23 protein-coding genes are annotated in these 19574 nt (G+C 58.2%); 8 read left to right on the top strand and 15 right to left on the bottom strand.

What is annotated here, in order from left to right; all coding sequences use genetic code 11:
• Positions 1-10 precede the first annotated feature (10 nt).
• The 9 genes from PMI36_RS04335 to PMI36_RS04295 are packed head-to-tail and all read right to left on the bottom strand — an operon-like array spanning position 11 to position 7478.
• Entirely contained in the window at positions 11-2761 is a 2751-nt protein-coding gene (locus PMI36_RS04335) for a conjugative transfer ATPase (RefSeq protein WP_008075267.1), read from the bottom strand.
• Positions 2761-3177, bottom strand: a complete 417-nt coding sequence (locus tag PMI36_RS04330) for a TIGR03751 family conjugal transfer lipoprotein (RefSeq protein WP_008075268.1) — start codon at positions 3175-3177, stop codon at positions 2761-2763. Before PMI36_RS04330 ends, PMI36_RS04335 begins: the two co-directional genes overlap by 1 nt.
• Complete coding sequence (locus PMI36_RS04325; RefSeq protein ID WP_008075270.1) at positions 3140-4657, bottom strand: TIGR03752 family integrating conjugative element protein; 1518 nt, start codon at positions 4655-4657, stop codon at positions 3140-3142. The genes PMI36_RS04330 and PMI36_RS04325 overlap by 38 nt, the downstream gene beginning before the upstream one ends.
• Positions 4647-5462, bottom strand: coding sequence for a TIGR03749 family integrating conjugative element protein (locus PMI36_RS04320; protein ID WP_008075272.1), 816 nt, complete (start codon positions 5460-5462; stop codon positions 4647-4649). The genes PMI36_RS04325 and PMI36_RS04320 overlap by 11 nt, the downstream gene beginning before the upstream one ends.
• Positions 5459-6100, bottom strand: a complete 642-nt coding sequence (locus tag PMI36_RS04315; RefSeq protein ID WP_008075275.1) for a PFL_4703 family integrating conjugative element protein — start codon at positions 6098-6100, stop codon at positions 5459-5461. The genes PMI36_RS04320 and PMI36_RS04315 overlap by 4 nt, the downstream gene beginning before the upstream one ends.
• A complete protein-coding gene (locus PMI36_RS04310; RefSeq protein WP_008075277.1) occupies positions 6097-6510 on the bottom strand; it encodes a TIGR03750 family conjugal transfer protein in 414 nt (137 codons plus the stop codon). Before PMI36_RS04310 ends, PMI36_RS04315 begins: the two co-directional genes overlap by 4 nt.
• Before the next feature lie 7 nt (positions 6511-6517).
• On the bottom strand, positions 6518-6889 hold the full coding sequence (locus tag PMI36_RS04305) for a TIGR03745 family integrating conjugative element membrane protein (RefSeq protein WP_008075279.1): 372 nt from the start codon (positions 6887-6889) through the stop codon (positions 6518-6520).
• Positions 6890-6906: 17 nt separating this feature from the next.
• Positions 6907-7146 carry a TIGR03758 family integrating conjugative element protein gene (locus tag PMI36_RS04300; protein ID WP_008075281.1) on the bottom strand — a complete coding sequence of 80 codons (240 nt, stop codon included), beginning with the start codon at positions 7144-7146 and terminating at the stop codon, positions 6907-6909.
• Entirely contained in the window at positions 7143-7478 is a 336-nt protein-coding gene (locus PMI36_RS04295) for an integrative conjugative element protein, RAQPRD family (RefSeq protein WP_008075282.1), read from the bottom strand. Before PMI36_RS04295 ends, PMI36_RS04300 begins: the two co-directional genes overlap by 4 nt.
• A 526-nt stretch (positions 7479-8004) precedes the next feature.
• On the opposite strand from PMI36_RS04295, the gene PMI36_RS04290 reads away from it, so the two are divergent.
• The 8 genes from PMI36_RS04290 (at position 8005) to PMI36_RS04255 (ending at position 13414) form a co-directional block, all read left to right on the top strand.
• Positions 8005-8295: a hypothetical protein gene (locus PMI36_RS04290; protein WP_008075283.1), complete on the top strand. Its 291-nt coding sequence runs from the start codon at positions 8005-8007 to the stop codon at positions 8293-8295.
• A gap of 193 nt (positions 8296-8488) precedes the next feature.
• On the top strand, positions 8489-9175 hold the full coding sequence (locus tag PMI36_RS04285; RefSeq protein ID WP_008075284.1) for a hypothetical protein: 687 nt from the start codon (positions 8489-8491) through the stop codon (positions 9173-9175).
• A gap of 18 nt (positions 9176-9193) precedes the next feature.
• Positions 9194-9514 carry a hypothetical protein gene (locus tag PMI36_RS04280; RefSeq protein ID WP_008075285.1) on the top strand — a complete coding sequence of 107 codons (321 nt, stop codon included), beginning with the start codon at positions 9194-9196 and terminating at the stop codon, positions 9512-9514.
• 435 nt (positions 9515-9949) lie between these two features.
• Positions 9950-10735 (top strand): hypothetical protein, encoded by a 786-nt coding sequence (locus PMI36_RS04275; RefSeq protein ID WP_008075286.1) that lies wholly within the window; start codon positions 9950-9952, stop codon positions 10733-10735.
• Positions 10736-11389: 654 nt separating this feature from the next.
• Positions 11390-11866, top strand: a complete 477-nt coding sequence (locus PMI36_RS04270; protein WP_008075287.1) for a GNAT family N-acetyltransferase — start codon at positions 11390-11392, stop codon at positions 11864-11866.
• Between the two features lie 15 nt (positions 11867-11881).
• The gene (locus tag PMI36_RS04265) at positions 11882-12103 is read left to right on the top strand and encodes a hypothetical protein (protein WP_008075288.1); all 222 of its coding nucleotides are present in this window, start codon (positions 11882-11884) and stop codon (positions 12101-12103) included.
• A gap of 42 nt (positions 12104-12145) precedes the next feature.
• Positions 12146-12919: a DUF2971 domain-containing protein gene (locus PMI36_RS04260; RefSeq protein ID WP_008075290.1), complete on the top strand. Its 774-nt coding sequence runs from the start codon at positions 12146-12148 to the stop codon at positions 12917-12919.
• Between the two features lie 111 nt (positions 12920-13030).
• On the top strand, positions 13031-13414 hold the full coding sequence (locus PMI36_RS04255) for a hypothetical protein (protein ID WP_008075291.1): 384 nt from the start codon (positions 13031-13033) through the stop codon (positions 13412-13414).
• Positions 13415-13753: 339 nt separating this feature from the next.
• Here the strand turns inward: PMI36_RS04255 and PMI36_RS04245 are convergent, their stop codons facing one another.
• From PMI36_RS04245 to PMI36_RS04220, 6 genes are all read right to left on the bottom strand, one after another.
• The gene (locus tag PMI36_RS04245; protein ID WP_008075293.1) at positions 13754-14734 is read right to left on the bottom strand and encodes an integrase domain-containing protein; all 981 of its coding nucleotides are present in this window, start codon (positions 14732-14734) and stop codon (positions 13754-13756) included.
• A gap of 138 nt (positions 14735-14872) precedes the next feature.
• Positions 14873-15601, bottom strand: coding sequence for a TIGR03747 family integrating conjugative element membrane protein (locus PMI36_RS04240; protein WP_008075294.1), 729 nt, complete (start codon positions 15599-15601; stop codon positions 14873-14875).
• Between the two features lie 40 nt (positions 15602-15641).
• Positions 15642-17801, bottom strand: coding sequence for a type IV conjugative transfer system coupling protein TraD (traD, locus tag PMI36_RS04235; RefSeq protein ID WP_008075295.1), 2160 nt, complete (start codon positions 17799-17801; stop codon positions 15642-15644).
• A gap of 9 nt (positions 17802-17810) precedes the next feature.
• Positions 17811-18326, bottom strand: a complete 516-nt coding sequence (locus PMI36_RS04230; protein ID WP_008075296.1) for an integrating conjugative element protein — start codon at positions 18324-18326, stop codon at positions 17811-17813.
• Positions 18323-18871: a hypothetical protein gene (locus tag PMI36_RS04225; RefSeq protein ID WP_008075297.1), complete on the bottom strand. Its 549-nt coding sequence runs from the start codon at positions 18869-18871 to the stop codon at positions 18323-18325. The genes PMI36_RS04230 and PMI36_RS04225 overlap by 4 nt, the downstream gene beginning before the upstream one ends.
• The gene (locus PMI36_RS04220) at positions 18853-19572 is read right to left on the bottom strand and encodes a TIGR03759 family integrating conjugative element protein (RefSeq protein ID WP_008075299.1); all 720 of its coding nucleotides are present in this window, start codon (positions 19570-19572) and stop codon (positions 18853-18855) included. Before PMI36_RS04220 ends, PMI36_RS04225 begins: the two co-directional genes overlap by 19 nt.
• Positions 19573-19574 lie beyond the last annotated feature (2 nt).

Consider the following 19574-nt stretch of genomic DNA (forward strand, 5'->3'; position numbering starts at 1 on the left):
AAATCGATACTTACGTCCCGATTCCACGGGCCCGGTCAATGCGCTCAGCTACCTGAAAAGCCGCTTCCAACTCCGAGCAGCCGTTTTCCTGCATCAGTGTCCAGCGCTCGGCCTTTTCTTCGGGTTCCGTCATGGCCAGGGCGAGATAGAGACTGGGTGGCACGGCTCGAAACAGCGTCTCGAGCTTCTTCGACAGCACGACCCCTTCGGTGTATTTACCGGGTTCTTTGCTGGCGGACAGCAACAGGGCTTTTTGCGCCGGTGTGAGCTTCTTGAAGCGAGCAATCTCTTCGATTTCCGCCGGTGGCATGTTCAAACAAATCCACCACTCGATCATGTTGAGCATGGTTTGTGCGGCAGTGGGAAAGTCGGCAAGGTTCTGCGTCGCCAACCAGAACCAGGCACCGAGTTTGCGCCACATCTTCGTGCCCTTGACCACGAACGGCGCCAGCAGCGGGTTTTTGGTGATGATATGGCCCTCGTCTGTGACCATGATGATCGGTCGCCCCAAATACTGATCGCGCTCGGCAAGGTTGTTCACGGTGTTCATTAGGCTGATGTAGCTGATGGCCATCTGTGCCTCGTAGCCTTCGCGAGCGTAAGTGGCGAGATCGACAATGGTCACATCGCTCTCGGGCCAAGGCGTGCCCTCGCGATCGAACAGTTCGCCCTCGAAACCCTGGCAAAACAGGTCGATGGACTCGCCCATTTCCTGGGCACGCTCACGACGTTTTTCCGGTAAGTGCGGGTCAGCGGCGACGCGCAGTAAGGCGTCGCGCACGTTGCGGGTCAGTACCTGGCGGTCCGCTGCGACACAGGCCTGTGCCGCATCCAGAATGCACTCACGGATCAAGCTGCGATCGGCTCGACTCAGGCGCGCCTCTTCCTTGGCCTCGCCGCCGGTGATCATCAGACGGGCGGTGATTTCCAGTTCGCCGAGAACATCGCGTTGGTCTTCGCGACTGGCTACCGCCTCATCGTCCAGCTCATCGATCGACAGACTCGCCACCTGATCCGGTTGCTCGACCAAGCGCCAGGCATCCACAAAGGGCGCTAGGCTGACCGAGGCGCCAGGTTTCAACTGGACCTTGTTGACCGAGAGACCTCGCGTCGCGAAGTAGTCGCCCTGCAAGCCGAATGAGTTGCCGGCCTCGACGATAACCAGGCGTGGGCGGTACATGGCCATAACCTGCATCAGCAGGGTGACCAGGGTGGCCGACTTGCCGGCACCGGTGGGACCGAACAACAGCAGATGACCGTTCATGGCCCGGTCCAGGCGTGACAGAGGGTCGAAGCTCAGTGGCGAACCGCCGCGGTTGAACAGGGTGATGCCCGGGTGGCCGGTGCCGGTGCTGCGGCCCCACACCGGAACCAGGTTCGCCAGGTGCTGGGCGAACATCAGGCGGGTGTACCAGTTGCGCGTGTCGCGGGCCGGGTTGTAAGCCATTGGTAACCAACGCAGGTAACTGTTGCAGGCGGCGACTTCATCGCCTTCGCGTACCGGTTGTAGGCCCGCACCCAGCAGCGCGTTGGCCAGGCTGACGGAGCGCTGGTGCAATTGCTGTTCATCGTTACCGCGCAGGTAGAACGCCAGGGTGCCGCGGTACAGCTTGTGCTGGCGACCGATGATCGCACGAGCCTCTTCAACATCCTGACGAGTCTGGGTCGAGGCCAGGTTTTCACCGATGGCTTTTCGGGACAGGCGGTTCAACTGATCCTCGAGTACATCCTGTGGTTTGACCACTAAAGTCAGACTCATCACCGTACCTTCGGGTAACTGGTCGAACAGGGCATTCACCGCGTCGCCTTTGCGGGTTTCACCAGTGAGTTGGCCAATCAAGGGGGGGCGCCGCAGTTTGTCCACCACCATGACCCGATGGGGTTGACCATCGAAGTACCAGAGTCCGCGCTGCACATCTGAATGCGGCTCATTGAAAAACAGCCGCTCGGCGAAATCGTGATCGAAGGGCAGTTCCAGCGACTCGCCGTCGCCCGACTCCGGATAGGCCACACGGCGGTAGAACTCCTCGGGTGCTTCATCAGTGAGCCTGGGTGCTGGATTGAACCAGGGCACTAACCAGGCATACAGACCTCGGCCATCGACTCGCGTCGATTGCACTCCGCACGCCTGCAACGAAGCACCGATACGTGCGCAAGCCTGTTGCAGGGATTGCACCGGGGTGAGTCCCGTCTCTTCAGCGCCAGACTCGAGCCAGCGATAGACCACCAGGCGCACCCGGCGGTTATTGCCACGCCAGGGTAGGCGTGTCACCACCTTATCCTCAAACAGACCACCGGGCTTGGCGATGGCCTTTAGATGACGGCGGCTGAGCTCCAAATACGCCTCGGTGAAGACCGTGCCTCGTGCGCTGTCCTGAATGTAATCGGTGAGCCGGGTCAGGTAGGGTATGAAGTCGTTGTCGTCCTGGCAGAAAAACTGCGCCACCCACGGCGCTTGATCCAGCTCGTCAAAGCTGTCCTGCAGGGCATCCTCGAGGGCATCGCGGGCGGCCATCAACCAATCGGGTTCGCGCCCTTCGGTGCCGATGGGCAGTAACTCGAACACCGCACCCACCGAGCGATTGTCATCCAACAGAAAACACTGCTCGGTGTCGAGGTATTCGACCCAAGGCAGGTGATCGGTGAAGCTGGGGTGGTGCGCATAGAGTGCGGCGTGATCGGCCAAGGTGGCGCGAGGGCGCAATGGGTGGCGCCAGGCTTTCCACGTGGCAGTGCGGTTGCCCGCATCGCTGGTACGCACTACAAGTCTTCCTGACGTTCACCGGGCAATGCGTACTGCACCCGTTGGTAGAACGGAAAGACGGTCGAGTAACCGGGGATCGGTGCCTGCTCGGTACCACTCAAATGCGGATACACGTACAACACCAGATCGGGATTGGGCAGGCGCGGGAACAGGTTGCGGATCTCGTTCGCCGCTGTGCGCGTGTACGGTTCCTGGAGAGCCGCGGAGGCATCTGCCTGAGCCAGCGGGCGGCGTAACTGCTGCCGAGCCTCCAGCAGTTGCTGCTGAGTGCCTTGCGAACCGGCGCCGTTCCAGATGTCCAGCATGGTTTGCTCGCCATGGGGCAGCAGCGTGTCTTTGTCGGTGGAACACCCCGCCAGAACCCAGCAGAACACGCTAATCCAGGTCAGGCAGAGAGGCATGGTCTTTTTCATGGCGAACGCTCCGGCCCTTGGGCTCGTAGTCGATGGTGATCTCATGGTCGAGGTGCAGCGCGACCTGTGCGGCCGGTGGCACGTACACGGCAGCAAAGGCCTCGCCATACAGCTTGTTGACCCACTCGCGGATGTCGCTGACCCCACCACTGAGAATTGCATTCAGTGCGCTATTGCCACTGCTGCTGGTGACCCCGAGCGTACCGCTGCCAGAACTGATCACACGACTGTTTTTCTGCTCATCCCCGAGCAAGGCGGCGACACCGGCGCCGGCCGCCGTGATGAGGCTCTGGCTACCGAGGTATTGCTGAGCGTTCGAGCGGCGCTCGCCGGCGATGCAAGGAATGCCATACGGATCGGACAGGTAACCGAGTCCACCACGGATCTTGTCGGTGCTCGAGCTCTGGGCGGTGGTGGCATTGCGGGTGGCTACTGCCTTCGGCTGAGGCACTGTACGGATGGTGCCATCGGTAAACACAAAGGTGATTGACTCGACCTGTCCGCGTACGCAAGACAGGGTCCAGTCACCGGACGCCGTGCCGCTCATTACGGCCCCCGCGACGTCCGGCAGGTCGATGCCATTGGCGGTCAGGTTCTCAGGGCCGACCAGCACCTTGAAGGGATAGGGATCATTCACGGTGCCGTCCACCGGCACTCGGCCGATCAGCGCGGTCATGGCGACCGAGCCCATCAGCGTAGCGTTTTCGGGGATGGTGTAGACCGGCTTCGCGCCTTCGGTACGATCAACGGATCGCGTGAGGTCATGCTCACCCTGGGTGACTGCGCGCAACTGTTTCTGGCTGCGATCAATGGCGTTATCGTTCAAGCCTTCCAGTGAGTTGAAGGCAGTAGGCAGACTCAGTGCGGAGGCGGTCTTGGTTTTGCCTCGGGCGTTGGTGGACGGAGCATCCGAGGGTTCAATCCACTGCAGCGCATCATTGGCAGCATGCTGCCCTTCGAACTGAGCACCGTCGCCCGGCTCAAGCCCTAATCCGATTGGCATATCCTTGCCTTTGCCGGTCAGCCCCGACAACTGCTCCTGCAATTGCGTCAGCAGACCGCGAGCCTGGCGACTGTCTTGTTCCGCTTTGAGTCGGGCCTCATTGGCTTGTCGGCGGCCTTCATCAACTTGCTGGGTCACACTGCCAAGCGCGGTCTGGATGCGCGAATCAACACTGTTTTCCCGCTCGCGCAGGCGGTTGTTCTCCGTTTGCAGCGAATCGTTGTGTTTCTTCAGACCGAGCATGTCGCTGCGCATGGCCTTCACCTGGCCGACCAGGGTGGCGACTGTGTCGCGTGGGGTATCGCCTGCAATGCCGAGCGACTTGGCTTGCTCGGCGGATAACTGAAGGTTGCCTTGATCGACCGGCTTCTCTGGAGAGGAACTACTGCCCCCCGCGACCCAGGTTTTCAGGATGATCAACACCACGGCCAATAGCGCAGCCGGTACCAGCCATTTGAGCAAGGCGTTAGCTTTCATTGTCAGCACCTCGCGCAATGGGCGGGGGTAACAGCACCGCATGTTCGAGGCCGGCACCGCGGGTGACGAGGTAGGCAATCGTGGTGTCTTCAGCACTGCCGACAGGTCCGAGGAAAGCATGCTGGAAGGCCGCGGCGAACAACTTGGCCTGAAGCCGACGCGGATCGAGTTGCACCATCGCTGAACCACGGTTACGTAACTTCACCGCCGTTACCCAGTAATCACCGAGTCGCCAGGCGGCGATGGGCGTGCTGGACACGTTTTCGGTCGGCATGAGGGACGGCAGTTGGGTGCGCAGCGTGAGCGGGACGCGGCGTACACCGGGCAGGGACTCCACGGTGCGCAACGGCGCGTACAGGCTCTGTGCGGCGTAGCGCGTCAACGCGACCGGGATCGGCGTGCGTTCTGGAACAGCGGAGGTGCTCGATTCATCCTCGGTAGCTTGCACCGGAGCATTCTTGAGAATACGCACGGGCTCCAGTGGTTGATCGCCAGGGTTGGCCGCGACATCCAGCAGGATGATCTCGCCCGTCGCGACCGATTGCAGTTGTAATCGGGTCGGGGCAACGGCTTCCGACGCGCGCAGGTACAGCGTGCCGCCGGTGGATTGCACGCGCAGCTTGCCTGCCAGGGTTGAAGGCACACCGACTCGAACAGCCTCATCGACAAAAACCACCCGCTCCTGATTGATCACCAGCGGGACCGCGAGCGGTAGGCGTTCCCAGTGCATCAGCTCGACGGCCTGCGCTGCAGCTCCCCCTAGCATCAGTGCGACGGTGAGTCCCAGGGTCGACATCCGCTTCATGGCTCACCTCCAGGCAGGGAGATTTTTTGCGGAGTGCCCTGGTAGCAGTCCAGCGCCAGCCCCCACTTGTTGCGTTCTGGGTCCAGGTCGAAACGCACTACGCGTAATGGATAACGCACCACCACCCGCTTCACCGGTTCCGCGGCGTAATACTCATCGGCGTTGAGGTCGAGTTTGACGAGCCAGCTATCGCGATCTAGTTGCTTGACCCTAAGCTCCGGATCTTCGCTGTAACCTCGGCCCAGAATTTCGTAGACCCCACGCACTCGCTGGCGCAGCTCGCCGGCGGCCTTGCGGTACTCGTAGTCGCCGTCGAGGAAGGCCTTGCAGGCGGGCGTCAGGTAGGACTGCAAGCCATAGATGGCACGGCGATAATCCTGCTCGCCATCCGAGGGCCAGCGGTTGAGTTGGCCAAAGATGTACAGGGCAAAGGCATACACATTCTCCGAGGGGATATCCCACCACTTGCGGGTGCTGCCCGAGCGCAGATCCGGGGGGACATGCACGGTCAGCTCGGTCGGTGCCGAGCGCCAGCCGTACCAGAGTCCGGCACAGAGCAGGGCGAGGACCATTACTGCCAGACGCAGGCTGAAGATATGCGCCTGTTGGGCATCCACCTTGTTTCGAAATCGGCTCATGGCTGACACCGTGAATGGGAAAGGCGCAGACGACGTGAACGGCGAACCGTCCAGGCACCGGAGTGAAGGATCAAACTGCCGCGACCCAGGCGCCAACGGCTGGCGAGTATCCATTCGAGCTTGCGGTACAACCAGGTCTCGGGACGGGCCCGTTTGGCCCGACGCAGTAGCGTGCCACCGGCCAATAGCACCACGGCCATGCCTGTGATCGTGCTGGTTGGCGCCACGGCAATTGAGGCGGTGGCGATCGCCAGAGGAACACCCAGCACCAGGCCGACGAGTGCGCCGGCACCGAGCGCGACCCACATCTCATCATTGGTCAAACCACGCAATACGGTAGGATCGCGATTAAGTCGCTCGGGCAGAAAAACCAAGGTGCCGTCGGCAAGGCGTTCGATAGTGTCGTTCATGGCGACCTCACAGAATTGCGGCAGCCTTGGTCAGGAACCAGATGATGATCACCACCAACAGAGCACCGATGCCGACCACCGCGCCGAGGTCCTTCCAAGTCTTGCGTTGGTTCTGCACGTCGGCATAGACGGTCAGCGAGTGCCAAGCTACGCCGAGAAAAGCGAGCAGGGCGATCAGCAGGCCGAGCAGGATGCCGCCGTCGTAGGCGTAGTTTTTGATCGTCTCGATCAACCCGGAACCTTCACCGCGTGAAGGAGCTTCCATAGTCGGTAGTTCGGCTAAAGCCAGGCTTGGGCCGAGCACCAGCAGCAGACCGATCAAGCGTTGGCTCGTACGATCACGCAGGTTGTTTTTCAGGGGGACAAGGCACTTGAGCATGACGGCGATCTCCTGGTTTAGGAAAGGGTGAAGAACATCAGAACCAACAACGCGAGCAACACGCGTGCAGTGCTGCCACCGAAGGCGCCGAAGCGCACACTGCCTGTCGCCCATCCCCGGTAAGCGGTCCACATCACCCAGGTACACCAAAGCAAAGCCAGGACGAGAACCAGGGACAGCCACAGTGTCGAACTGCTCTGTGCCGAAAAGCCGGATGCGTTTTGGAACGCTGAAGTCTGAGCGTCAGTCATGCTCATGGCGAGGGCTCCGCAGGCGGAGTGTCAAGGCGATAATCACCGACCAGTTCAATGGGATCGCGGGGTTGCGCACGGGAAGGAAACAGATAGCCCTGCACACCTTGGCGGATGTGCTGAATGTCTTGGGAGAGGCGGGGGTAGTCGAAGCGATAGCGATCGTCTAGTTGAGACGCGCTGGCTGCCTCAGCTCGTGTCGCAAGGCGTTCGATAATGTCGAGCTGCTGCTGGATCAGGATGAGCTGTTCCTGCTCATGAGCCGATGCGGCATAGCCGCTGCCATGAGCGATGGCCAGTGAAAGGAGTAAAAAGCAGCGAAAGATGGTAGTTGGCATGATGCTGGCCCATATGGATCTGGGAGCAGAATCAAGTTAGAGGTCGAATTTTTCCGTAAGAAACCTGAGGTCTGATGAATCGCTTTTTCTGGGGAGGTACTGGAGATGTTTACTTACAGCTATGTGGTCCTTCGATCTTTGATGGAGAGAGTGGTTGAGGCTCTAGGGAAATTCCACTCTCGATGAGCTTCATTGATGACAATATCGTCACAACCCAAATTCCCATCACAGAATAGACGTGATGGATTTTGCTCACCTTCCCAGTGGCCTGCTTATCCGTATGACGGATACAAAGCGGCCCTGGAAGAAGCAAAAAAGGCAGGCATGAGCAGAAAAACGGATTGTTGAGGGAAGGTGCCACACCCCAAGCCTCGCCATGCGGGGCCGAGGACGTAGAAGGACGCCCATTTTCGCGTCCACGAAAACAGACAAGGAATTATCCACCTTTACACCATGTGTAAAGCCGGACTGAAAGGAAGCCTATGCACGACAAAACAATCGAAGCCGCTGCCGAGAAGGTGAAACCATGAAAACGGAAGCCCCGAACATGCAACTTGGCGCTGATATGTGGTGGGCGCTTTCCGATACTTTCCATCAGACCGCCGCCGATAACTCGATAACCACAGCTGCCGATAAAGCCCAGCTTTGGTTGGGGTTCATGACTGCGGCCGCTGGTGAAATGACGGGCGGCATTGGTGTCGAGCATACCCAGGCGCTGCTACATATGATTGCCATGGGTTGCGGCGATGCTGCCAAGATAGCCTTGACCAAGCATGAAGCTGAGCGTGCCCGCGCCAGGCCCACCCTGACTTGGTGAAGCCATGAGCCCAATATCCAAGCCGGAGTTGATCGAGCATTTAGTTGTCCTGGACGCAGCCAATGCGGCCTCCGGCGACCAAGTGCCGAATTAAGGGAAAAGCCGCCTAGGTTCTCCCCAAGCCTCGCCGTAAAACGCGGGGCTGAGTCAGTAAAGAGCGCCAATTTTCGCGTTCCGTGATCGAGGGAATGAAATGGACAGTGAAACGGATAGATTGCATTGCATGGCTATCCGGCATGAGTATCTGCGGTGTAAGGACGCCTTTGAACTCTTCGTCGCGCAAGGTGAGTCCATCGTCCTGCAGGGGCATAGTCATCAGCGAGCGTACCGGGCCTACAATGCCTATTCCAGCTTCATCCACCATCTGTATGAACTTTACATGGCCCTGTTTGCACGGGACCATCAAGTCGTGGACATCAAAAGTAGCCCTGGAATAAAAGCTTGGGTGAAAGACGAACAGGCCAAAAGGACTGGGGAGGAAAAGAGCAAAGTCGGTACTCATACGTACACTGATGCCGCACTGAATGAGCAGGTCTACCTCCAGGCCAATCAGTGGCTATCCTGCATCGACAGAGGCACCGTCTCTGCCAAGGTGTACCCGCGCTCCCAATTTGAACGCATGCTACCTGTCGATCAGGATTTCGGTCCCGCCTTTCGATCCATGCGGAACAAGATTGCCGGCCATGTAACTTATGAAAGGATTGAGCTGGTTAAGCTCACCGAGTTCTTCCAGAAGTACCATCCCTACCTTTGCATGCTTTACAGAAATGTTGGTGGCAGCTCATTCGGACGCTACCTTGATACTGTACCTGACTTCGGAGAGGTGACGAGCTTCTTGGAAACCTGCATCCCGCCTTACCCGAACACCAAAGCCGAGTAATCACGGAAAAGCAGCCAAATGAAAGCTATGACCAGATCGGATTTAATCGAATCAGTGCTTGCTGAAATGGATCGCGTCTGGGGCCCGGAGGGGTTCGGCGGTGAGAGTGAGGCATATGCGTGGCTGAAGGAGCACTTTGGGATATCGGAAGAGGAAGACCTGCAATGGCAGGACGTGCTTTCGGATTGGGCCGGCAGCCTAGACGTAGATCTGGAGGATCTAGACGAGGCCGAAAAAGAGCGTGTGATAGCGTTTCTTCAGGACGACCCATCCGTTACGACATTCCTTGAAGCTTTGCTCCAGAGATATAAAAGCTCTGCCGCCAGATATCCTGGTTAAGTTGAGGAAAGTCGCGACACCAACAGCCCCCAGCCGGGGCTATGTCTAGCGACATCAAGTAGGAAAAACAAAGAAACGCTATGCGTAATCTAATATGCAAAGTTTTTATCCCAACTGTCCAGTGGATCTCCAGGATGAGTGTGTTGTTGAAATTTCTGCCGAACAACTCATAGTCAAGTACGTGCATAAGGGGAAGCTCGTCGAGTACATCGGAGTGGCGGAGGGTGAAGGGCACTACCTAATCAAGGGGCGTGGTTTCGAAGCAGAGGCGACCCTCCACCATAATGGGGGGCAGGATCCTGGAAGGGAGCTGGAAACAAGACCAACAATATGGGATGTGGCGGATCTACCTTGACTCGGAAGATTGACCTGCCAATTGCTGAAGTTTTCCTGACGAACCTCTACTGATCTATTAACGGAAAAAGGACAACAGATATGGAAGATGTTCGGGCAGTCGAGTTGTACGCTGAATTCCGAAGGAGTTACCAGACAAAACGGGTAACCACCTCTGTTACGAGCCTGGTCTTAGCTGGCGATCAGACGTTGCCCGCATTCCCGATGATGATGTACCACCATGCGGTCTCAGGCATTCTCCGGGAGATCTGGAGAAGCACGAATGACTTCCAGCGTTGGATCAACATGCTCGCGGCCTGGGAGCCGATATACGATGCCTGCAATCAAGTTGAAAAGCTGATTATTCTAGGCGAACACATTGCGCCCATCGCCGCTCTGGTACTGGGCGCCCCACAAGCTCTGCGGGGCCGTATGATATTTGCGGCTGCAACCGGATGTGGTCATGCAAACTATCACTTGTCAGGCACTCGGCCTGATCTGCAATGGAATGGCTCTGGCCATCTGACAATGAGTGTTGCGTCGCGGATTGGCCAGCCATGGGCGAATTGGCGGCAATTGGCCCCCATCCTGGGCGAGTTGGGTAGAGGCTCAATCTCCGAAGACACGGATGACTACCGTAATCAACGGGAACATGGCCATCCCCGCAACATTGGAATGGGACTTACGGCTTCCGTATCCGTGACGGAGGATGCTGGCGGCCGAAGCTGGGGTTTCGGTTCCAAGGAAGCAATACCGCTTGAAACGGTCATTAATGTCGCAGTGGGTCAACATGCAGTTGTCGTCAGGGCCTACGAAGCGCTCTGCGACCTTGCACATGAACAATTTGAGGCCCTGATGGTGTTTGGCCGAACCAACACCGCCACGTAGCAGCACAAGAACGACCTTGGCAAACACAACTGAATCCACGGAAAAGCCGCTGCACCTCCAGTCCGCCATTGTCGCGGGCTAAGCCCGTAGAAAAGGGGCGCTTTTTGTTCCCGAGAATCGAGCAGGTAACGGCATGCCAGATAGTCACAAGATTGAAATCGCACCAGGTGGAACATTCCGGCGCCCTGCTGGACCATATGACCTAAAGACCAGGCTCCCGCGCTATGAGGTTGATGTTTTGGCTGTTGACGCTGATGCCGGCCGACAGGTTGTAGTTGATTCGGAGATTATGGGCCGCGTCGAAAATTACACCTGGATCTGGAAAATCACTAACAAATCGACCTGGCCCGTGTTCATCACACTCAAGAAAGATGGAATTCCACATGCCACATTCTAATCCGCTAGGGTACTGCCCGGATAAATGTTCTGGCGGCCGATCAGACCGCCAAATGATCGTTAATGACCGATTGTTGATTCAGTTTCCAGAGGAGGTACGTGCACGAATCACTGGGCACGGTGGAGCTAAGCGGTGCACATACTGCGGACGTGTTTACTTGTCGCCGCTTCCCGAAATCGGCGGCCGCCTAGGTTTCTGGGAAGCAGGGGTACATGGCACAAGCTGGGTCAAATAAGTAACCGGTTAGGAAAAGTGAAATGAGAATTGCGGACCCAATGGACGCTTTGGTCAGCCTTCAACGAGAAGTGCGCCGGGGTATGCCAACACAATCCGGCGACCTAAATCATTGGATTAAGGTCGTCCTCGATCAGCCCAATGGAGTAATACGTTACACCTATGCGCGGGTCGAGCACGGGCGCGTAAAGGCGATAGCGATTTTCGTCCTACATGAGCCCATTGGTGGCGTGCCGTGTTTCAACTTGGGTTATGCCGTACCAGAAGCCTACCGCAACCGTGGTTGGGCGTGTGAGATCGTCGAGCAGGGTATTCAGGAGTTGCGCCATGGCCTTGGTCGTCACGGAGCAAAGTCCTTCTATGTCGAGGCCGTTGTTGGCAAAGACAACTTCGCCTCCCTGCGAGTTGCTTCAAAGATAATCTCGGAAACTCCAATTGAAGGAACCGATTCTGAATCAGGCGAGCCGGTACTCGCTTACACGCGACTTGTAGAGTGCTGATCAAGGAAAAATCGCATGAGCCCATCGATTTTGGATGAACATCCATTGTTACTGGCACCTGTCATGCAGATGGTGGGAGCGTTTCCTCTATTTATTCTATGGGTAGTTGGCGACACCTGGGTCAGATGCGATGAAGGTAATTTTTCGATTGGTGCAGACGAGTCCGCTACTTTTGATCAAGTACGTGATCTGCTGCTAGACGCCAAAGGGGATGACTACCCTTGGGAAGAATACTGACCCCGGCTACTGACGATTGAGTGAAAGGAAAAGGGAAAGAACATGCCTACCCACGAATTGCTCAGAGGCGAATGGATCGCCGCAGGCTACAAATCAGATATGGGGAGCGCGATAGCCTGCCGTCCACCAGACGATCACTCGATGATTCGCCTGTACTACCTCACCAAGTTTGAGCACGCTGTCAGCAACATAGAAAATCGCCGTGTCAAGGTGTCTCGTTTTGCTGACCTGAATGATCCCTTTGAGCTTCTTGCCGCGAACTTCAAAGAACATAAGACGCGTAAGGTCATAAGAAACTGGAAGGATAAAAGCCATTCTCTTATGGGCTTACTGTGCTTCGCCGGAGACTGGTCAGAGCCAGTGATGTGGAGCCACTACGGCGAGAAGCACACAGGAGTTTGTTTGGGGTTCGATGTCAGCCGCAGCACGGTTCAGCAGGTCAGCTACAAGGACGATCGAATCCTCGCCGCATTAGGCAAAACGCAAACTCCAGATGAACTGAGCGAGGAACTGCAACAACAGTTGCTATGCACCAAATCCGGAGGATGGCGGTATGAGGAGGAATACCGTCGATTCGTAAATTTGAATGATGCATCAACTGATGGGGCGCGTCATTTCTGGCCAATCAGCGGCGATGTTCAACTGGCGGAGGTAATCCTTGGACCATTATGCGAGGAGCCTGTCGAATCGGTCAGGCAGAAGGTTAAATCGCATTTTCCCAACGCCGTTGTTTTTAAGGCCAGGCTGGCATTTCAGTCCTTTAAGATTGTGCCAGATGCTCGCACAGTTAAGAACTGGCGATCCGGCGACCATTAAGACGCTAACGAGTTAAGGGAAAAGCCGCTCCACCGCCAGCCCGCCAATGCGCGGGCTAAGCCCGTAGGAGAGGACTACTTTCGCGTCCACGTTTACAAGAGGATCAGCATTATGAGCACTGCTACCTGCCGCATCTGCGGGCTTCTTTATGTGTCATCTTTGGTAGAGGATCAAAAAACTCACGCTGCTATTCATAAAAAGCTAGCAAGCGGTTCACAGCCGCAGAAGGTTCGGGACTTTTCCAAAGCCTTTGGCTGGGCGGTAGCTCATAACGATGGCGGTCTTGAGCGAATGAAAGATCAGCATGACCCTGAACTCGGTAAGCTGGTAGTCGCATTTTCTTGGTGGAGTCGCGCTCTTTCGAATGGTGTCCAGGTGAAGGACTTTGACAGTTACATGGAGGCTCACCTTGCATTTGCCGATTCACTCGTCAGTGGTATAGACGTGGATAAAACCAGCGCAGCGATCAAAAAATGGGAAAGGTTCGCAGGCTGATCACCAGCTAGAGGAAACCACGGCTATGACCATGCGCACGTATGAATACTTTGCTTGCCCCAACGGCCACCAGGGCGAAGAGAAAACCACCGAGAACGATCAGCCATATTCGAAGTGCTGGGAGAGTATTTTGATCAAGGGCCTCAGAAACGGGCCAGATGGCAGCTATTTATGCGAAGTGTGCGGGTTGCTGATGTCTCGCGTCCCGAAGCCATCCGCATAGGAAACGACCATGTCATTCCCAAAGATCCACCAGCACAATTCACACGTCACGGCCGATCCGATCATGTCGGACTACGTTCGCGAGCAGTAGCAACGGCTTCATATCGAATGGCTTACTCATGTTCGACCACCAATGTAAGTCGATAACAGGTCGATACGGCCGAGTCCCAACTCGTAGCTGATTTGCACTCGGGCATCCTGATCTAGGCGTCGGTCGAGTTGGTAGCAACGGCCACCATTGATGGGCGCAAGATGATGAGTGCTCTGCTCATAGCGTTCGCACGCATAGGCGGCCCGAAGCTCGTGGAAGCCTTTGAGGTTGTGCGAATGGAGGATCTCTCGTGCGGGGCGGACGATTTGCCGTTGTAAATCGACATAGCTTTCGTTCGGTGCAAGCAGATTGCGGCTACCGTTGGGTGAAACCTGTTCGGCAAATTTCAGCGCGTCACGAATAGGATCATTTACCGTAATCCAACGAAGCGCCGACGCACGTGAGCGGCCACCTTGGATGCCATCTCGGATGTTGATTTTGCCGTAGTGTTCGGTCTCATGTTTTAGGCGCGGTAGGTCGGCCAAAATGGCCTCGCGCAAGCGCATGCCGGTGGCTCGCGCCAACTGAACGATGGCCGCCGCGCGCGGCATTTGGTGTTCGCAGAGCACGTCGACGATCCGCTTCACCTGCTCATGGTCTTGGCCTTGCGGCGTCGAGCGACGAACACTGGTACGCCGCATTCCCAAGGCCTTACTCGGGCTCGGCACCGCCACAGACTGATCGCCGCGAAGCGCCGCCATAGTCCGGTTCACGCTGGACAACCGGTTTTGCGCGGTGGCGATGCCGATAGCGCCTTGTTCAACTTGTTGGCGCAGATGCCCTGCGTAGTCCAGCAAGGTCTGCCGATCTACCTGCCGCGCATCGTTAAGCCCCGGCCCATCCTCCGAACGACACCAGCGGACAAACGCCTGCCAGCGATCACTGTGCGCCTTGACCGTGGCGTAATGCCCGCCGCCAAAAAGATCGCGCAAGGCTTGCGGTCCGGCATAACTCAGTTGTCGACCATAGCCAAAATTGCGCCCATCTCGTCTACCAACCAATGCCATGATCAAACTCCTCTCGAAGCCAAACACCTGTGAGGCTTGTCCACTAACGCGGGACTGGCGGCTCCTTACGACCGGGAACTTGGGCCTCTCATGAGCTGGCCTCCTGAACACTTCCGCAGATAAGCATTCGTGTCGCACTCAGAGATATTTTTTGAATGTCGCCGTCGTGATGGCCATGGCGACCCCGAGCATCACGGCGCAAGGCAGAAGTACCGCCATTGGGTTGAGCGAAAAGGGTAGGGACAGGTAAAGGATCCAGGGCACGATCAGCAGTGGGATGACCGCTCGCTTGGCCCGATGATAGACAAAGCTGCTTTCGCGCCCAGCGCCGAATTTACGCAGGTCGCGGCGCATCAAACCATCGATGAAGCCGGTGAACATGGCCAGCAGAAGCAGGGGGGTCGCCAAGACCAGAATGGTCAGACGCACCACGAAAGTGAAAGTGACATACACCGCCGCCAGTACAAAATCCTCGATGCTCACATACAGCTGATTGAGCCCGCTCCAGATACCTTTGTCCTGGCTCGACGCCCGCGCGTGCTGGGCGAAATCCGTAAAACCGGTCTTGACCAGTAACCACTGCTGGAGGAAATCCAGCCACTGGACAATCGTCTGTCCAGGCTGTTGGATAATCAGTGAGGATGTGAAGTGCTCACTGAGCCAGCCCAGTTCGCTGCTCAGCATCGCCTGACTGTGTCGCCAGCCTTGATCACCCCAGAACAGCAGCAGACCGGCCCACTCGATCAGAATCGAGAACAGCAACGAGGCGATCAGCAAACCGATGACGTGCAGGACCAGGTTAATCGCCGAGACGATTAGCCCTGGGCGCTGGATGGGTTGCGGTGGAGGGTTCTGAGCTGAAGTCATCCTTCTTGACTCCGCGAGATGCACTGCAGGGCCGACGGCGTCATGGGGCCTCCTGAGCAGGAACACTTGCATCCACCGCTGAAGAAGTGCGTGGAGGCGTAACCCGATCTGGATCGAAGTCGAGCGTCGGGCCGCCGCCACTTGCACTCCACCAGTGACCCGCCTGTTCGTTGTAGCTGGCGCGCATCTGCTGGGTGAGCTCCTGCAGATCCTTGGGCATCGCATCGTCGGGAGAGGGTCTGGGCAGTGGCATACGGACTTTCCAGAGTTGGCCACCGGCCTGGAAGGAGAACATTTGCCCCTTGGGCAAACTGACGATATGCGCGGGCTCGATCAACGGCACGCTGGTGCTACTGACCCGGTCCTGCGAGGACGAGGTGAAGTCCGTGTTGGCCTCCGGATCGGAGGTGTCGGTGGCCCCCGAGACCAGGGTTTTGGTCAGCACGTTGATCTTGGGCAACTGTTGGGTGAGCAGCTCAGCGGTGGCGGTTTCGCGCACCCGGAGCATCTGCAGGGTGTTGAAGTTGCCGATGACCTGGCCGGCTTTGGCTCGGTTGCCGATACGCGCTTCGATATCGCTGAGGGTTTGGGTGTAGGCGGTGACTTGGATACCGGCACCGCCGCCCTTGTTGATCAGCGGAATGAATTCATCGCCCATCAACTCGTTGAACTCATCGGCGTGCAGGTTGATCGGTAGCTTGTCGGGGCTGCTGCCTGCGATAGGCAAGCCATGGTCGATGCCATGCTTGTAGATGTGTCCGGCGACCGAGACCAGATCGGCGAACATGGAGTTGCCCACGGCAGCGGCGACCTCGGCATCGGTCAGTGCATCCAGGCCGATGTAGACGATGCCGCGTTTTCGGATGATCTGCATCCAGTCGAAGATCGGCCGCGGGTCATTCAGGTCGGTGTAGTTGGGGGCCAGCAGTTGGGCGGTCTTGCCGGTGGTGAGTTTCTCCAGCAGCGGCAGTAGCGAGGCCACGATTTTGTCGAAGTAAGTACGGTCATATCGTACCGCCGAACGCAGTCCGTCCATTACCGGATCAAATACCCGCTTCACCGCTAGGTACTGCTCGATGGCCACCACACGCTTTTCGCGCCCGATCATATGCCGGGGGATGTTCTTCTCGGTGAGCTTGCCTTCAAGCTGAACGATCACCTCCCACGCCTTCGGGTCGGTCTTGGCGAAAAACTGCTGGGCGTACTCGATGAACAGTGCGTCGATGTTGACCACATGCCGTTGGATCTGCAGGTAGTCCGGACGCCGGCCTAACTCGATCAGGGCACGGGCGATGATGTTGACGAAACGCCAGGCAAACTCACGAAAGGCCGCGGAGTTACCTTCGCCGCTGAGCTGCCCGGCGATGCGTGACGCCACTTCCGAGATACGCCCGAAGCGTCCCACGGCGTTGTAACGAGCGGAGATCTCCGGCCAGCCCAGATGGAAAACATAGAACTCCTTATCCCGACCAGCGCGCTTGGCTTCAACGTACATCCGTTTGAGCAAGTCGGCATCGCCCTTCGGATCGAAGACGATGACCACCTCATGTTCGATGCGATGAATGTCCTGGGTGATGTACACCTCGGCGAGTCGCGTCTTGCCGACACGGGTCGTGCCCAACACCAGGGTGTGTCCGACCCGTTCGCCCAGCGGCAGACTGACTTCCGTTTCGTCGGGCTCGACCCCATGCAGCAATGGTGAGCCGCCTACCGGGGGCAAAGGGCGCAGCGGATTGAAGGCGCTGTCCCAGGCGGTGACACGGGCCAGTGTCGAGAACGGAAACGGAGCATGTTCCAGGCGCCGTTCGAGTGCTCGGGCCAGGCGGTAACGGGTCGGTTGGTCGACATAATGAGCGACCGCCGGATCCTGAGCCTCGACCAAGCGCTGGGTGTGCAGGCGGGTCCAGCGAAAACCGCGGCCCATGAACAGACGTTTGCGGCTGACCGGAATCTGCCGACTGGTCAGCTCGTAGCGGGGCAGCCGGCGGATATTGCGCCGATAACGCAGCACTTCCCAGGCTTGGCGCAGTCGGATCAGACCGAACAGGGTATAGGCCAACGCCGCAACCAGACCGATCTCGGGTGACAGGGCCACGGCCCAGGGCGAGTACACGCACAGCACTGTAGCGGCGATGCAGATCGCTACGGTATACAGCTCCACCGCTGGCCGGAGCTTGGACTCCATTGCATGCTCGGCCATGGTCTGGACTCACTGTTCCAGTGAGGTGGCGGTGATCAAGACGGGGTAGTGCTCAATCTGCAGGCGGGTGGCGATGTCGTTGCCGTTGACCGGCAGAATGGTGATGCCCGGAGCGGCTGCTCGAATCCGGGCCAGGGTTTCAGCATCGGCCACTTCGACGGCGAGGCCGGCCGCACCCATTTCCTCCAGTTCAGCCGCGCGTTGACGCAACCAAACCAGTGATTGGGGATCCTCACCGACCAGGAAGAATGGCCGCAAACCCGGCATGTTCAGGGCGCGAGACGTGATCTGGCCGGGGCTCAGCCGAGAACTGCGGACGGGCAGTATCCAGGCTTCATCGGCAAACGTGGACAGGTCCGCATGCATGGCCCGATCAGGCAGGGTCTTGTTGTTTATGGGCGGCCTGGAAACCTGAAAGTGGGGGCGGGTGAAGTCGCTAGGCTGACCCCCGGCTACGGTCAATTGCGGCTGGGCGAACGGTGCCACGAGCAGGATGCAATAACAGGTAAGGGGTATTCGTTTCATGGTGGTGTGCCTTGTTCGACGGAAGTCAGCAGCCGTGCGAGTTGCCAGGAAAAGCCGGCGCGGTAGCGTGCGGCCGGCGCGCCTCCTGCCGGGCGGTGATAGCGTCCGGCCGCTGACACCCAATCACCGGTGGCGGCGTGATGCTCCTGCAACAGCGTGGCGGTCACGGCGAGGTTTCGGTAGGGGTCGAGGGCTTCGCAGGGGCTGGAAAAACGTTGTCCGTGATAACCCAGGTTGGTTTGGCCGAGTCCAGCATCGACCCGCTTGGCGTCATGTCGGGCGAGTGCCTGAAGCAAGGCGTGACAGGCGGCCTGGCGAGTGGCGAAGCGGTAGGATGTTCCGGCGATGTTCAGGGTCCACGGCCAGGGCAGCAGTCGACCACGGACGCGGATACCACTCTCCTGCAGGGCAATCGCGAACAGCACCGTAGAAGGGATGTCGGCGTCATGCGCCGCCAGTTGGTAGGCCGGAGGCGGAAGTTCGTCAGCCTGGACGGCGAGCACCGTCAGCAGGAGCGCAATACCGCTCAATCGAGGCGCTGCCATTGTCCATTCACCTGCTGGAACGTGGCGGGCAATGGTGCCGGGGCCCCCAGACTGAACCAGCGGCCACGGTCATGGTTCAGTGTGATCTTCCGGCGTTGAACCATGACCGGATCGATGTCCGCTTGCCGAGCCCAGCGACGGACGCGTTCATCCTCGCCTTGGCTGCCCACCAGGTAGATATCGAATGCCGTGTCACTGCTTTGCAGACGCTGCGCTTCGGCGGTGCACGCTGGGCAATGGTCCTCCACAAACAGAGCTTGGCGCAGCGCGACCGCCGAGTTGGCAGGGGCTGGGGATGCCATGCCCTGGATCGGCAGCAGTCCGGGAAACAGCTTGGCCCAGGCCGCGGTGTAAGCGTTTTGATAGGCCAACTCGCGCTCGGCGCGTTTGGCTTCCAGCGCTACTTGTAATTCGGCATAGCGCTGGCGCTCTTGATCGGTCTGGGCCTCGACCCCAAGTGCGGTCAACGGATCGAGGTTCGGGCTCCAGAAACCGCGTGGGCCGGCTTGGATCTGTTCGAAACGCGTCCACTCCTGCTCGGTCAACCCCCAGCTTGCCGCCTGTTCAGCGTGAGCGCGCTCCAGGGGAGCGGACTGCGTGTCCTGGATCCGTGATTGTGTCGCGACGGGGTTGCCCATCGCAGCGCCCGCGGTTAGGAGCGAAACGAGACAGACGACGGTGGGCACTAGCGCTCGGTTCATGA

The sequence above is a fragment of the Pseudomonas sp. GM79 genome (genome assembly GCF_000282495.1).
Classification (GTDB): domain Bacteria; phylum Pseudomonadota; class Gammaproteobacteria; order Pseudomonadales; family Pseudomonadaceae; genus Aquipseudomonas.

Coding starts and splice junctions, on each gene's coding strand:
- PMI36_RS04330 (WP_008075268.1), bottom strand. CDS start 3,177: ATGAAAAAGACCATGCCTCTCTGCCTGACCTGGATTAGCGTGTTCTGC.
- PMI36_RS04325 (WP_008075270.1), bottom strand. CDS start 4,657: ATGAAAGCTAACGCCTTGCTCAAATGGCTGGTACCGGCTGCGCTATTG.
- PMI36_RS04320 (WP_008075272.1), bottom strand. CDS start 5,462: ATGAAGCGGATGTCGACCCTGGGACTCACCGTCGCACTGATGCTAGGG.
- PMI36_RS04315 (WP_008075275.1), bottom strand. CDS start 6,100: ATGAGCCGATTTCGAAACAAGGTGGATGCCCAACAGGCGCATATCTTC.
- PMI36_RS04310 (WP_008075277.1), bottom strand. CDS start 6,510: ATGAACGACACTATCGAACGCCTTGCCGACGGCACCTTGGTTTTTCTG.
- PMI36_RS04305 (WP_008075279.1), bottom strand. CDS start 6,889: ATGCTCAAGTGCCTTGTCCCCCTGAAAAACAACCTGCGTGATCGTACG.
- PMI36_RS04300 (WP_008075281.1), bottom strand. CDS start 7,146: ATGAGCATGACTGACGCTCAGACTTCAGCGTTCCAAAACGCATCCGGC.
- PMI36_RS04295 (WP_008075282.1), bottom strand. CDS start 7,478: ATGCCAACTACCATCTTTCGCTGCTTTTTACTCCTTTCACTGGCCATC.
- PMI36_RS04290 (WP_008075283.1), top strand. CDS start 8,005: ATGAAAACGGAAGCCCCGAACATGCAACTTGGCGCTGATATGTGGTGG.
- PMI36_RS04285 (WP_008075284.1), top strand. CDS start 8,489: ATGGACAGTGAAACGGATAGATTGCATTGCATGGCTATCCGGCATGAG.
- PMI36_RS04280 (WP_008075285.1), top strand. CDS start 9,194: ATGAAAGCTATGACCAGATCGGATTTAATCGAATCAGTGCTTGCTGAA.
- PMI36_RS04275 (WP_008075286.1), top strand. CDS start 9,950: ATGGAAGATGTTCGGGCAGTCGAGTTGTACGCTGAATTCCGAAGGAGT.
- PMI36_RS04270 (WP_008075287.1), top strand. CDS start 11,390: ATGAGAATTGCGGACCCAATGGACGCTTTGGTCAGCCTTCAACGAGAA.
- PMI36_RS04265 (WP_008075288.1), top strand. CDS start 11,882: ATGAGCCCATCGATTTTGGATGAACATCCATTGTTACTGGCACCTGTC.
- PMI36_RS04260 (WP_008075290.1), top strand. CDS start 12,146: ATGCCTACCCACGAATTGCTCAGAGGCGAATGGATCGCCGCAGGCTAC.
- PMI36_RS04255 (WP_008075291.1), top strand. CDS start 13,031: ATGAGCACTGCTACCTGCCGCATCTGCGGGCTTCTTTATGTGTCATCT.
- PMI36_RS04245 (WP_008075293.1), bottom strand. CDS start 14,734: ATGGCATTGGTTGGTAGACGAGATGGGCGCAATTTTGGCTATGGTCGA.
- PMI36_RS04240 (WP_008075294.1), bottom strand. CDS start 15,601: ATGACTTCAGCTCAGAACCCTCCACCGCAACCCATCCAGCGCCCAGGG.
- traD (WP_008075295.1), bottom strand. CDS start 17,801: ATGGCCGAGCATGCAATGGAGTCCAAGCTCCGGCCAGCGGTGGAGCTG.
- PMI36_RS04230 (WP_008075296.1), bottom strand. CDS start 18,326: ATGAAACGAATACCCCTTACCTGTTATTGCATCCTGCTCGTGGCACCG.
- PMI36_RS04225 (WP_008075297.1), bottom strand. CDS start 18,871: ATGGCAGCGCCTCGATTGAGCGGTATTGCGCTCCTGCTGACGGTGCTC.
- PMI36_RS04220 (WP_008075299.1), bottom strand. CDS start 19,572: ATGAACCGAGCGCTAGTGCCCACCGTCGTCTGTCTCGTTTCGCTCCTA.